At 64.6% G+C, this 13,431-nt stretch carries 12 protein-coding genes; 10 read left to right on the forward strand and 2 right to left on the reverse strand.

The window, feature by feature from the left end; translation table 11 throughout:
* From M3P27_08855 to M3P27_08895, 9 genes are all read left to right on the forward strand, one after another.
* The coding region (locus M3P27_08855; GenBank protein MDP9268416.1) for an efflux RND transporter periplasmic adaptor subunit at positions 1-1,319 on the forward strand (1,319 nt) is incomplete at its 5' end.
* 99 nt (positions 1,320-1,418) lie between these two features.
* Positions 1,419-2,150: an ABC transporter ATP-binding protein gene (locus M3P27_08860; protein ID MDP9268417.1), complete on the forward strand. Its 732-nt coding sequence runs from the start codon at positions 1,419-1,421 to the stop codon at positions 2,148-2,150.
* A gap of 5 nt (positions 2,151-2,155) precedes the next feature.
* Positions 2,156-3,376 carry an ABC transporter permease gene (locus tag M3P27_08865; protein MDP9268418.1) on the forward strand — a complete coding sequence of 407 codons (1,221 nt, stop codon included), beginning with the start codon at positions 2,156-2,158 and terminating at the stop codon, positions 3,374-3,376.
* Positions 3,377-3,507: 131 nt separating this feature from the next.
* Positions 3,508-4,470 (forward strand): protein-methionine-sulfoxide reductase catalytic subunit MsrP, encoded by a 963-nt coding sequence (gene msrP / locus M3P27_08870; protein MDP9268419.1) that lies wholly within the window; start codon positions 3,508-3,510, stop codon positions 4,468-4,470.
* Positions 4,470-5,147 carry a sulfoxide reductase heme-binding subunit YedZ gene (locus M3P27_08875; protein MDP9268420.1) on the forward strand — a complete coding sequence of 226 codons (678 nt, stop codon included), beginning with the start codon at positions 4,470-4,472 and terminating at the stop codon, positions 5,145-5,147. Before msrP ends, M3P27_08875 begins: the two co-directional genes overlap by 1 nt.
* A 184-nt stretch (positions 5,148-5,331) precedes the next feature.
* Positions 5,332-8,655, forward strand: a complete 3,324-nt coding sequence (locus M3P27_08880; GenBank protein MDP9268421.1) for a DUF2339 domain-containing protein — start codon at positions 5,332-5,334, stop codon at positions 8,653-8,655.
* The gene (locus tag M3P27_08885) at positions 8,652-9,584 is read left to right on the forward strand and encodes a M48 family metalloprotease (GenBank protein ID MDP9268422.1); all 933 of its coding nucleotides are present in this window, start codon (positions 8,652-8,654) and stop codon (positions 9,582-9,584) included. The genes M3P27_08880 and M3P27_08885 overlap by 4 nt, the downstream gene beginning before the upstream one ends.
* 98 nt (positions 9,585-9,682) lie before the next feature.
* Complete coding sequence (locus tag M3P27_08890) at positions 9,683-10,195, forward strand: hypothetical protein (GenBank protein MDP9268423.1); 513 nt, start codon at positions 9,683-9,685, stop codon at positions 10,193-10,195.
* A gap of 11 nt (positions 10,196-10,206) precedes the next feature.
* Positions 10,207-12,072 (forward strand): glycosyltransferase family 39 protein, encoded by a 1,866-nt coding sequence (locus M3P27_08895; protein ID MDP9268424.1) that lies wholly within the window; start codon positions 10,207-10,209, stop codon positions 12,070-12,072.
* Here M3P27_08895 and M3P27_08900 read toward each other — a convergent pair.
* A complete protein-coding gene (locus tag M3P27_08900) occupies positions 12,069-12,434 on the reverse strand; it encodes a hypothetical protein (GenBank protein ID MDP9268425.1) in 366 nt (121 codons plus the stop codon). The two genes, M3P27_08895 and M3P27_08900, sit on opposite strands and share 4 nt — an antisense overlap.
* Before the next feature lie 99 nt (positions 12,435-12,533).
* On the opposite strand from M3P27_08900, the gene M3P27_08905 reads away from it, so the two are divergent.
* Positions 12,534-12,995 (forward strand): DinB family protein, encoded by a 462-nt coding sequence (locus M3P27_08905; protein MDP9268426.1) that lies wholly within the window; start codon positions 12,534-12,536, stop codon positions 12,993-12,995.
* Positions 12,996-13,052: 57 nt separating this feature from the next.
* Here M3P27_08905 and M3P27_08910 read toward each other — a convergent pair.
* Positions 13,053-13,431 (reverse strand): 3-phosphoshikimate 1-carboxyvinyltransferase (locus M3P27_08910; GenBank protein ID MDP9268427.1); only part of this gene is annotated, 379 nt, incomplete at its 5' end.

Raw genomic sequence — 13,431 nt, forward strand, 5'->3', positions numbered from 1 at the left:
CCGTTACCACGGTGCAGGTGGGCTCGCAGGTCTCGGGCACCATCTACAAGCTGAACGCCGACTTCAACTCGCACGTGAAGAAGGGCCAGGTGATCGCCGAGATCGATCCCTCCATCTTCCAGGGACAAGTGCTGCAAGCCCGCGCCGACTTGGAGAGCGCGCGCGCGAACCTGGCCGCGGCCCGAGCGAACCTGGAGAAATCGAGAGCCAACGCGGCGCAGGCGGCGGCGGACTTCGCCCGCACCCAGGCCCTGGCCAAGGAAGGCGTGATGAGCCAGCAGCAGCTCGACGTATCGCGTGCGGCAACGCAGTCGGCGGCGGCGCAGGTGAGCTCTGACCAGTCGGCCATCGCGCAGGCGCAAGGGCAGGTCTCGCAGAAGGGGGCGGCGCTACAAGTGGCGCAGACAAATCTGAGCCACACCGTGATCACCGCGCCCATCGATGGAGTCGTGGTCGCGCGCTCGGTGGACGTGGGACAGACCGTCGCCGCTTCGTTGCAGGCGCCCACGCTCTTCACCATCGCCGAAGACCTCACCAAGATGCAGGTCTATGCCAAGACCGACGAAAGCGACGTCGGCCAGATCCGCCCCGGTCAGCGCGTGAGCTTCAAGGTGGACGCGTTCCCGAACAACACTTTTTATGGCCAGGTGCTACAGGTCCGCATGAATCCCACCACCGTGCAGAACGTGGTCACCTACGACACCATCGTCAACTTCGATAATCCGGACAACAAACTCTTTCCCGGCATGACCGCGTACGTGACCATCCCAGTAGCGCAGGCAGACGATGTGCTGAAGATCCCCAACGGCGCGCTGCGTTACAAGCCGGACATGAAGCCGGAAGAAGTGCGCGCGCTCTATATGAAGTACGGCATCGACGCCGGGCGGACGCCGCAGCAGCAGGTAAAGGCAGACCGGGCGCAAGATGCCGCGACGACCGCATCGGGCGATTCCGCCGCAGGCGGCGCCGGCGCCGGCCAAGGTGGCGGCGGGCGGTATCAGCGTCCGCCAGCGCCAGGCGGTGGCGATACGGGCGGGGCTTCGGGTGGCGCCCAGGCCGCGGGTGCCACCATGCCGCAGACGCGCGAGCGCCGCATGGATGTTGCCATCGTGTGGAAGCTGATGCCGGATAAATCCATTGTGCCGGTGCAGTTCCGCACCGGCATCACCGATCACACCGTGACCGAGCTTTCGCAGACCTTGCACGGCGAGTTGAAGGAAGGCGATGAGGTCATCACCGGCTCGGCCAAGACGAGTAGCGGCCAGAGCGGAACGCCGCGCGCGCCGGGAGCTCCCGGCGGCGGCGGGCAACGCAGGTAGTCTGCGGCAGGGGTAGTCCGTAGAAAGACATCACTGATCCACATGGCCACACTCATCGAACCCGGGATGGAAGCCGGCGTCGCCATCGGCGGCGAGGCGGTGATCCAGATCATCGACGTCCACAAGATCTACCAGATGGGCGAGCAGCAGGTACACGCGCTGCGCGGCGTCTCCGCGGAGATCAAGCGGGGCGAGTTCGTCGCCATCATGGGCGCGAGCGGCAGCGGCAAGTCCACCTTCATGAACATCCTGGGCTGCCTCGATAAGCCCAGCTCCGGACAATATCTGCTCGAGGGCGTGGACGTTTCCGGGTTGACCAAGGGCGAGCTGGCCAGGATCCGCAACAAGAAGATCGGCTTCGTCTTCCAGGGATTCAACTTGCTCTCGCGCACCACCGCGCTCGAGAACACCGAACTGCCCACGCTCTACGCGCAGCTGCCCAAAGAAGAGCGCGAGAAGCGGGCGCGGGAAGCGCTCGCCATGGTGGGACTGGCGGAGCGCGAAGATCACTTCCCTTCGCAACTCTCCGGCGGGCAGCAGCAGCGCGTGGCCATCGCGCGCGCGCTGGTGAACCGCCCGGCCATCCTGCTGGCAGACGAGCCCACCGGCAACCTCGACAGCCGCACCGCAGTCGAGATCATGGACATCTTCCAGAAGTTGAACGAAGAGCGCAGCATCACCATCGTGCTGGTGACGCACGAGACCGACATCGCGCAGTTCGCCAAACGCAACATCATCTTCCGCGACGGCAAGATCAAGAAAGACGACCACGTGCCCGACCGGCCACGCGCCGCCGAAGTGCTGCGCACCATGCCGACGATCGAGGACTGAGCATCATGGATACCATGGCCATAATCCGGATCGCGATGCGAGCGCTGGCGCGCAACAAGATGCGCTCCGGCCTGACCATGCTGGGCATCATCATCGGCGTGGGCGCGGTGATCGCGATGGTGGGCATCGGCCAGGGCGCGCAGCAGCAAGTGCAGGCGCAGATCGCCGCCATGGGCTCGAACATCCTGTTCGTCTCTTCCGGCACGGTGAACCGCGGCGGCATGCGCATGGGCTGGGGCGCCACCAAGACGCTGGTCTACGACGACATGGTCGCCATCGTGAAGGAATGTCCGGCGGTGGTGATGGCCGCGCCGGGCAGCCAGACGACCGCACAGGTGGTCTTCGGCAACGATAACTGGTCCACCAACGTCAACGGCACCGAGCCGCAGTATCTCGAGATCCGCAACTGGCCGCTGCAATCGGGCGTGAACTTCGAGCAGGCGGATGTGGAGACCGCCGCCAACGTGGCGCTCATCGGCGAGACGGTGCGTAAGAATCTGTTCGGCGCCACCGATCCCATCGGACAGACCATCCGCATCAAGAGTCTGCCCTTCAAGGTCGTGGGCGTGCTCACGCCCAAAGGGCAATCGGCGGCGATGGGCCAGGACCAGGACGACACCATCATCATCCCCATCACCACGCTCCAGAAAAAGATGACGGGCGACACCTGGCTGCGCTGGATCATGGTCTCGGCGGCCTCGCGCTCCGCCAGTTACGCCGCGCAACAGCAGATCGAATCCTTGCTGCGCGACCGCCACCGCATCCGGCCCGGGCAGGATGACGACTTCTTCGTCCGCAATCTCGCCGACGTTGCCGACCTCCAGGACCAGGCCAGCCAGGTCTTCACCCTGCTGCTCGCCGCCATCGCCAGCGTCTCACTGCTCGTCGGCGGCATCGGCATCATGAACATCATGCTGGTCTCGGTGACGGAACGCACGCGCGAGATCGGTATCCGCATGGCCATCGGCGCGACCGAGTCCGACGTGCAGCGCCAGTTCCTCATCGAGGCGGTGGTGCTCAGCCTCATCGGCGGTGGCATCGGGATACTCTTCGGCCTGGCCTCCGGCTTCCTTATCTCCGGCCTGCTGAAGTGGCCGGTGCTGATCTCTCCCGTCTCCATCGTGGTCGCGGCCATCTTCTCGGCGGCGGTCGGGATATTCTTCGGCTTCTATCCCGCGCGTAAAGCTGCGCGGCTCGACCCGATCGACGCCCTGCGTTACGAATAGACGTGAACGAATCAGCGCTCTACGAATAAACCAATAGACGTAACTTTTCTGCGGGCGCAGAATCTAAACAACCATCTGGCTCCGTACGTCCTGTGTAGCGGTCTTTCGTGCGGAGGACCTGCGAGGCGCCCATGCTGATCAAGAAGCCTGCCGAGATCCCGTCCTCAGAGATCACGCCGAAGTCCATCTACCTGAGCCGTCGCAAGTTCATGCTGACGGGCGCGGTCGCGCTCGGAGCTGTCGCCGTGGCCTGCAACAAGGCCGCGCAACTGGCCTCGCCCCAGCGGGCCGAGGCCTCAGGCGCGAAGCTGAGCTTCACCAAGAGCGCGTTCTCGACCAGCGAAAAACCGAACTCCTTCAAAGAGATCACCACCTACAACAACTTCTACGAGTACGGCACCGACAAGGGCGACCCGGCGGAGTTCGCGTGGAAGCTGAAAACGCGTCCCTGGACGGTCACGGTGGAAGGCGAGGTCAAGAAGCCGAAGACCTACGACATCGAGCAGCTGATGAAGCTCGCGCCGCTCGAAGAGCGCATCTATCGCCATCGCTGCGTCGAAGGATGGTCGATGGTGATGCCCTGGGTGGGCTACTCGTTCTCCGAATTCATCAAGCAGGTCGAGCCTACGTCGAAGGCGAAATACGTGCAGTTCGTCACCTTGGAAGATCCCGGGCAGATGCCGGGACAGAAGACCAGCGTGCTCGATTGGCCCTACGTCGAAGGCCTGCGCATGGATGAAGCCATGCATCCGCTCGCGCTGCTCTGCTTCGGACTCTACGGCGAAGCGCTGCCCAACCAGAACGGCGCGCCCGTCCGCATGATCTTGCCGTGGAAGTACGGCTTCAAGAGCGGCAAATCCATCGTCAAGTTCCGCTTCGTCGAGAACCAGCCGGCGACCACGTGGAACATCTCCGCGCCCAACGAGTATGGCTTCTACTCCAATGTGAATCCGAACGTGGACCATCCGCGGTGGAGCCAGAGGACCGAGCGCCGCATCGGCGAGTTCCGCCGCCGCGATACGCTCATGTTCAACGGCTACGGCGACCAGGTCGCCTCGCTCTACAACGGCCTGGACCTGCGAAAGAACTTCTGATGGCGCTGAAGCTGCGTTGGCGCTGGTCGAAGGTCTTGCTGTTCCTCGTCTGCCTGGAGCCCGCGCTCGAGCTCGCGTTGCGCGCCTGGAACCAATCGCGTGGCGTGGAGCCCGACCTCGGAGTCAACCCGCTCGAGTTCATCACTCACGCCACCGGCGACTGGACGATGCGCTTCCTGCTGCTCACCCTCGCCATCACTCCCTTGCGCAAGCTGTTGCAGCAGCCGATGCTCATCCAGTACCGCCGCATGGTGGGACTGTTCGCATTTTTCTATGGGACGCTGCACCTCACCACTTATCTCTGGTTCGACAAGGCGTTCGCCTGGGGCGAGATATTGCCGGACGTCGCCAAACGCCGCTTCATCGCCGTCGGCTTCACCGCGTTTGTGCTGATGATCCCGCTGGCTCTCACCTCGACCGCGGGATGGATCCGCCGTCTCGGCGGCAAAAACTGGCAGTGGCTGCACCGGCTCATCTACTTCAGCGCCATCGCGGGAGTCATCCACTACTGGTGGCTCGTGAAATCGGATATCCGCAAGCCCGCGATGTACGCCGCCATCCTCGCCGTGTTGCTGCTCTACCGGCTGGTGGTGTGGACGCTCCCGTCTTTCAAGCGCGGGTCAGGCAAGAGCAAAGCCGGGCCGCAGAAGCTGATGACGGCGGAAACCACAGAGTGATGGAGTGATGGAGTGAAGCGTTACCTGCATTCTTCCCGCTAACCTGCTGAGTCCACTACCAGTTCTGTTGCTCTCCATTTCTCTCTGATCTCCTGCAAAAGAAACTTGGCCCAGCGTTCTTGCTCAGACGCTAGAATCTGCCCTTCCGCAGACAAGATTCGTACCACAGGCAGAGGGAGCCAGCTTGGACGACGTTGCCGCAATACTTTTCGTTGCCGGCTTGATCATCCTGGGTCCATGGGTGTTCGTGATCGTGATGGGCGTGCGCCGCAAGCGCGAACGGCGCGAGAGCGAAGCGCGGCTGGCCACGCTGACCCAGCGGATATACGTCCTCGAACAGCGCTTCAAGGAAGCCGTGCAACGTGGCGGCGTTGCGCCTGCTGCTCCTGCGCCCGCTGAAGCACGAACCGGACCGGCTGTCGTGCCGCCGCCGCCGCCGGCAATCACGCCGGTCGTCGTTGTACCCGCCGCCAGGCCCGAGCCGCAGCAGCAGCCCTGGCCCAAGCCGGCTGAGTCGCCATACTCTCCTAGAACAACGCCGGCGACGACAACGCCTCCGGCTGCGCCCGCGCCGCGCAAGCGTTCCGGCATCGAAGAGCTCATCGCCGGGAACTGGCTCGTCTTCATCGGCATTGCTCTGCTCGTCTTCGGCATCGCCTTCGGATTGTCCGTCTTCTGGGAAAGGCTCGGCCCCGCGGGCAAGGTCGCCATCGGACTGCTCTCCGGACTGGTGCTGCTCGCGAGCGGCGTATGGCTGGAAAAGAAAGACGCTCGTTACAAGCTGTTCGCGCGCGCCGGCATCGGTGGCGGATGGGCGGTGCTGTTCTTCACCACCTACGCGATGTATCACCTGCCCGCCACGCAGATCATCACCTCGCAGGCGCTGGATCTCGGACTGCTGCTCCTGGTGGCCGCGGCGATGGTGGGGCACACGCTGCGCTACAACTCGCAGGTCGTCACCGGAGTCGCGTTCCTGCTGGCGTTCTCCACTGTGACCATCAGCCACGTGAACGTTTACTCGCTGGGCGCGAGCGCGATATTGGCGCTGGCGCTGGCGGCCATCGTCGTCCGCCGCCGCTGGTTCGAACTGGAAGTCTTCGGCATCCTTGCCTCCTACCTGAATCATTGGTGGTGGCTGCATTCCATCATCGAACCGATGAACGGGAACAAGTACATGTTCCCGGAATTCTTTCCCAGCGCGGCCATCCTCGTCCTCTACTGGGCGGCGTATCGCGCGTCGTATGTGCTGCGCACCATCGATCTGCATAGCAACGAGCACGAGATGGAAGAGCGGGTTTCGACGGTCGCCGCCATCCTCAACACTGCCCTGCTGCTGTTCGTTTTGAAGTATCAGTCGATCACACCGAAGTACGCGTTCTACGCGCTGCTGGTGCTGGGCGCGCTCGAGCTCATGCTCGGCTTGGTGATGCGCGGGCGCGAGCGCCGCGCCGGCTTCGTGGTGCTGGCAACGATGGGCGCGTCGCTGCTCACCGCCGCTTTCCCTTTCAAGTTCTCCGGCGGCGAGCTCTCGGTGATCTGGCTGCTGGTGGCAGAGATGTTCTACCTCACGGGCGTGTTCACCGACGAGCTACTCTTCCGCCGCTTTGGACGTCTCGCCGAGATCGTGGTCGCGGTGCAGCTCTACGTCTCACATCCGCTGGACGCGCCCAAGTCCTGGCACAACGCGACCGTCTTCATCCTGGCGGCGGTGCTGTTCGGCGCGAATTCGCACCTGGTGCCGTGGCGCTGGCCGAAGATCTTCGAGACGCGGTGGGAGCGCTTTGGCGCGCGCCTGATCTCGTGGCTGGGCGTACTCCTGGCGATGACCGCGATCTGGCTTGCCCTCCCCGAAGCCTGGAACGCGGTGGGATGGGCCGCGCTGGCCTTCTGGCTCGCCTTCGCCGGCTACACCCTGGCGCAGAAAGAACTGTCGTATCAGGCGAACGTGGTCGCCATCGCCGCGACCATCGGCACTCTGATCATGAACCTGCCAGACGAGAGCATCTGGCACGGCGTAAGCCTGCGGCTGGTCACCGTCTCCATCGTCGCGCTGCTGCTCTATGGCACCGCGCGCTTTGCGATGACGCCGCGACTGCGGACGCCGAGTGACGCCGGCGTCAGCGCCTTCCAGTTGCGACCCATCTATACCTGGTCGGCGGCGCTGCTCATCACCGTGCTGGCCGCCGACGAGCTGACGGAAGCGTGGATCGCTCCCGTGTGGGCGCTGTTCGCGCTCGCTCTCGCCTTCCTCGGACAGCGCCAGAAACTCAAAGACTTCGTGCTGCAAGCGAACGTGCTGTCGGTCCTGGCGTTCATCTGGACGCTGGTCGTGACCACCACGCACGGCGAGCCACTGCGTTTCGGCATCACGGTGCGGCTCGCGAGCACGGCCATCGTGATCGCCGCGCTCTACACCCAAACGCTGTGGAGCGAGATCGCCGACTGGCCATGGACACGCGGACTGAGCATGGTGCATGCCTGGGCAGCTTCGTTCCTGGTGGGCTGGCTGATGTGGTACGAGCTGCTGCCGGTGAGCGTGGCCGTGGGTTGGGCGCTGTTCGCGCTGGCGCTGCTGGAGCTTGGCCTGGCGCGCCCGGCGTCGAACAAACAGTGGCGCGCGCAGGCCTACGTCGCCATGGTCGCCGCCTTCCTGCGCATCTTCTTTGTAAACCTCAATGCTGAGGGGCTGCCGGGCGAGATCAGCGCGCGTGTGTATACGACCGTGCCCATCGCGCTGCTGCTCTTCTATTGCTACTCCCGTCTCGAGAGCGCGGCCGAGCTGGAACCCAAGGAGACCAGCCGCCGCGCTTCCGCGCTCTTTGCCTGGATGGGAACCATCTCTGTGGTCGCGCTCATCCGCTTCGAGCTGCCCCTCGATTGGGTGGTGGCGGTGTGGGCCGCGGTCGTGGGCGTGCTGCTCGCCGTGGCCTGGACCACAGGACGCCGCACCTTCACCGCACAGGGCTTGCTGCTGCTTGTGCCCATCGTGTTTCGCGCATCGATGCACAACTTCGCGCAGCGCAGCTACTTCGCGTCGCTGAGCTGGGAGCAGCGCTGGCTGCCGGTGGCGACGACGGTCGCGCTGCTGTTCGCCGCACTCTATCCTGCATTCCGTCTGCAGGAGTCGGCCCAGGCAGCGCCGCCGGCGAGCGGGATCCGGCGCTGGGCCGGGGCGCTGATGCGGCGTCCGGAGCAACCCGTATTCTTTGCCGCCATCGGATTGCTCACCGTGCTGCTCTACCTCGAGACAGCGCACGCCCTGGTGACGGTGGCGTGGGGTATCGAAGCCGTCGCTGTGTTTGTGTTTGCGCTGCTGGTGCGCGAGCGCAGCTTCCGGCTCACCGGCTTGGCACTGCTGCTCGCGGCCATCGGCAAGATCGTGATCTTCGATATCTGGAGTTTCACCGGCGGGCAGAAGTTCGTGACCTTCATGGTGCTGGGCATCGTGACCATCGCCATCTCGCTGCTCTACACCCGCTACAAGGACGCGCTCAAGGAGTACCTGTGAAACATCGCATCATGCTGGTGGTGGTGGCGCTGGCGGCGGTGGCCGCGATCGTGGTGGCGCAACGCCGCCAGGTGGAGGCGGACGTGGGGCCAGCCGCTATCGTGCACTTCATCGCCGACACCGAGCACGAGCTCAGCCGGCTACCGGCCGAGTCCACGCGCATGACCGACGCGGAAGAGATCGCCATCGGCAACGAGATCGTGCGCGACCACGCCGCCGAGCTGGGTTCCAGCGAGCAGACGAATACCCCGATGGCCGCGTACGTGGAACGCGTCGGCATGGAAGTGGCCGCGCGCGCGCATCGCAAGCTGCCCTACAAGATCCACTACATCCAGGATGACGGTTTCGTGAACGCCTTTGCGCTGCCCGGCGGAAACGTCTTCATCGGCTCCGGCCTGGTGAACCTGATGGACACCGAGGACGAGCTCGCCAGTGTGCTCGGCCACGAGATCGAGCACATCGACCACTACCACTGCGCGGAACGTTACCAGCTGGAAGCCCGGCTGCGGCGCATCGGCGCCGGCGACCTCGCCGCCATCGCGCAGTTGCCGCTGGCAGTCTTTCAAGCCGGCTATTCCAAAGATCAGGAGTTCGAGGCGGACCGCGAAGGTACCCGCCTCGCCGTGCTCGCCGGATATTCACCGCTCGGCGCTGTCCGCCTGTTCGAAGCCTTCGAACGCATGGAGCAAACGCAGCAAAGGCGCACCCATCCCGCCGCCACCCCCGCAGACGAAGCCGCGCGCGTCGCGCTCGGCACGCTCTCCGGATACTTTCGCTCGCATCCCTACGCCGCCGAGCGGGCTGCGCGGATCCGGCGCATGATCGTGACCGAGCACTGGGAAGCCAAGGGGCAGGAGAAGCCGCTGGAGATGGGCGGCATCAACGCCGCGCGTCCGCCCGGGACGGCGCCCATGATCGGAACCCATTAAGCTTGGAACGCACTAAGTCTGGAACGCACTAAGCCCAGAAGGCATTTATCATGATTCGCGGAGCCGGCACGGGCTGCTCCAGCAGGAGAGATCAGGTTATGGACACGAGCACGATGCAGCGGTTGGCACGCGTGGGCCCTATCTGTTTGTTGATGCTTGCGGCAGCGGTGGCGGCGGCGCAGGAAGTGCCTCCCATGGTGGTGCAGCCGAACGTGCTGCCGGCTAAGGGCGGCAAGCACAAAGTGCTGGTCACGCTGGGGAATCGCACCCCGACGGGCATGGACACCGTGAAGCTCACGGTGGAATCGAATGGCGCGTCCGCGAAGTTCGGCGAAGTCGCGACCATCAACCCTTACCAGTGGCAGACGATCGAAGGCACGGTCGCGGATGACGATGGCCAGGTGCTGGTGGTCGAGTACATCCTCAACGACAAGCCGCAGAAGCTCGCCGTGATGCTCAACGAACCTCAACCTCCAACGACCAGTGGCGGCGGCAACATGCCGGCGCAGCGTGGCATGCCGCCCGCACTGTGGCTGGGCGCAGCGGCGCTGCTGGGTGCGATGGTGACGCTGGCGGGCGCCGCCGCCGGCCGGCGCGGGTCGTCGCGCTGACGCGCTAACGGATGCTGCCGAACGGGACCAGCGGTCTTTCCTTCTCGCGGCGTGCGCAAGTACTCATTCTGCTCGCCCTCGCGGTGGGCATCTACGTGGGTACTTCGTTCTGGCCTGCGCTGCTCGATGATGCCGACGCCTCGCACGCCCTCGTCTCCCGCGAGATGAACGCGAGCGGCGATTACGTTGTGTTGAAGCTCGACGGCGTCCGCTACCTGCAGAAAGCGCCGCTACATTATTGGGCGGTCGCGGCCCTCTACCGCGTGCTGGGCGAGAACGAGTTTGCCACCCGCTTGCCCGATGCGCTTGCCATGGTCGGGCTCGTGCTGATGGTCTACCTCTTCGGCCTCCGCTTCTTCGGGGAGCGCCCCGGCTTCTATGGCGGCCTCGCCACCGCCACCGCACTCGGCTTCTGGATGTTCACCCGCATCATGATCCCGGAAGCCATCTACTCGCTCTTCTTCGTGGTGATCTTCTACCTCTTCCTGCGCGCATGGACGGGCAGTCTCGACCCGCGCGTCGGCTACTGGGGCGCCGCCGCGGCCATGGGACTCGCCGTGCTGGCGCGCGCGCTCGTCGCCGTCATCTTCCCCGTGGCCATCGTGTTCATCTTTCTCATCGCCACCGGCGGATGGCGGCGCTGGCGCGAGCTGCGCATCTTCTCGAGCGCCGGTATCTTCCTGCTCATCGCCGCGCCCTGGCATCTGCTGGCGGAGTGGCGCGCGCCCGGCTTTGCCTGGTGGTACTTCATCAACGAGCACTTCAAACGTGCCGTGGGCTCGCGCTGGCCGCCGGATTATGACGCGGTGCCGCTGTGGGCGTGGCTGCTGGCGCACCTGGCGTGGTGGTTCCCGTGGAGCGTCTTTCTTCCGCTCGTAGCGCGGGAACTCCCGAACTGGCGCAAGTGGCGCGCACTTGATGCCGCGGGCCAGGCACGCTTGCTGCTCTTCGTCTGGGCAGGCTTCATCCTGTTCTTCTTCTCGCTCACTGGCGGCTCGCGCATGGAGTACTACGGCTTTGCAGCGTGGCCGGCCGCGACCGCGCTGCTCGGGCTTGCCCTGGCAGACGCGGAAGCACAAGGCTCACCATCGTCTTCGAAATGGTTATTGCGCTCGCAGGCGGCGCTGGCGCTGCTCGGAGTGCTGATCGCAGGGGCGCTGGGATATGCGGTGTGGGCGTCGTACGACGTGAGTTCCGCGACCGACATCTCGGAGCTGCTACAGACGCGCGAGACCGACTTCTACCGCGTCTCGATGGCACACTTGCTCGACCTGCGCCCGCAGGCCTTTGCGGTGTTGCGTGCCCCGGCCATCGGCGCCGCGCTCTCCTTCCTGCTTGGCTTCGGCCTGGCATGGTGGCTGCGGCGCCGCGGACGCCACCTTGCCGCCACCCTCGCCATGGCGCTGGCCATGGTGGGCTTCGCTTTTGCTGCGAACTTCGCTTTCGCGGAGTTCGGGCCGCACCTGTCGTCACGTCACCTGGCCCGCGCCGTGATGCCTTACCTGCGTCCGGAAGACCAGCTCGTCGTGCGCGGCGAATTCGATTCTGCCTCGAGCCTGGTGTTCTACACCGGACGGCGGCGCGCCTACGTCTGGGGCGAGACCTATCACACGCTCGAGTCCATGGCGAAGTTGTTCCCAGACTCGCCGAAGATCTTCCTCGACGACGCGGCGCTGGCCGCGATGTGGCGCGCGCCGGTGCGCATCTTCCTTTTCGTCCCGCCGGAGCTGAAAGAGAAAGCGCTCGCTGCCTTGCCTCCGGATGGCACCTTCCTGCTGGAACAGTTTGGCGGCAAGACCATTTACGTGAACCAGCGCCTGCGGCCTGACATGCCGAGCGTGGCCGAGCTCGCGCAGCACAACGCGCGCCAGCCCTAGGTGCCGCCGCCCTGGATGTGGGTGAACGCCCACGTGATGATTACGCAGATCATCATCATCAGCGCGATGGCGACGAGGAAACACACGTCGGTGATGCGTTTTAAGACCTTGCGCTGCTTGGGCGCGCTGGCTTTGAGCGTGAGGAACGAGAAGACGCAGGCAAACAGAAAGAGGATGCCGTCTACGGCGACCAGGTCGTCGCCCAGCGTGCGGTATCCTTTTACTTCGGTCAACAGGCGCAGGACGCCGATCACGGTAAGGCAAACGCCCACCATCGCCCCCGCGAGGGCGAACATCTGCGTGTATAGCGCTATGGATAGTTCGCGGTCTTCCGGCGGCGGTTGCGGTGATGGGTCAGGCATAGCGTAAGAAAGTAACGTAATCTGACGCTCCGCGCATTAAAGTTCTTGCGCCCTGGAACCAGCGGCGGTAATCCGTAGACTAAGCCAGAGCAAAAAGAGATGATTGCTCACTTCCAGCAACTCTTTACCTATGACGATTGGGCGAACCGCGAGGCGGCGGCGTCCGTCGAGCGCGCAGCGTCTGCGCCGGAGAAGGCCCACAAGGTGCTGGCCCACATCATCGGGACGCAGTGGCTGTGGCTGGCGCGTATCCGCGGCACGAAGGCAAAGATGGCGATCTGGCCTGAGCTTTCGCCAGCGGAGTGCATAGCCGAATCGCAAGTCCTGCTGGCTGCTTGGCGCGAACTGCTGGCGTCGCTCGGTGAAGCGGTCCTGAACCAGCCCGCCACCTATAAGAACAGCAAGGGCGAGCCGTGGACGAGCACCGTGAGCGAGATCCTGACGCACGTCGCACTGCATGGCGCTTATCATCGCGGACAGATCGCCACGCTGCTGCGCGATTCCGGCAACGAGCCCGCCTACACCGACTACATCCACGCCGTGCGCAGCGGATTGCTGTAGCCCGCACACACTATACGGCGATCGGATATACGGCGATGAGATATCCGGCCGCTAGCGCTAGCGGACCGCGACCCGCTCCAGCAGCTCAAAGAACTCCGGAAAAGATATAGCCACGCACTCCGCTCCCTGGATGGTGGTCTCACCCTCGGCGCCCAGCGCAGCCACGGCACATGCCATGGCGATGCGATGGTCGCCGGCAGGGTCGACCACCGCGCCGTGCAGACGTTGGCCGCCGGGAACGCGGAAGCCATCCTCGAACTCCTCGACCTCCGCGCCCATGGCACGCAGATTCGCGGCCAGCACGGCGATGCGGTCAGATTCCTTCACGCGCAGCTCGCGCGCGTCGCGCACCTCGATGCCCGCGCTGGTGTAGGGCGCCATCGCGCCCAGCACCGGCAGCTCATCGATGAGCGCGGCGGACTGCGCTCCGCTGATG

This window comes from Acidobacteriota bacterium (assembly GCA_030774055.1).
GTDB lineage: Bacteria > Acidobacteriota > Terriglobia > Terriglobales > Acidobacteriaceae > JACPNR01.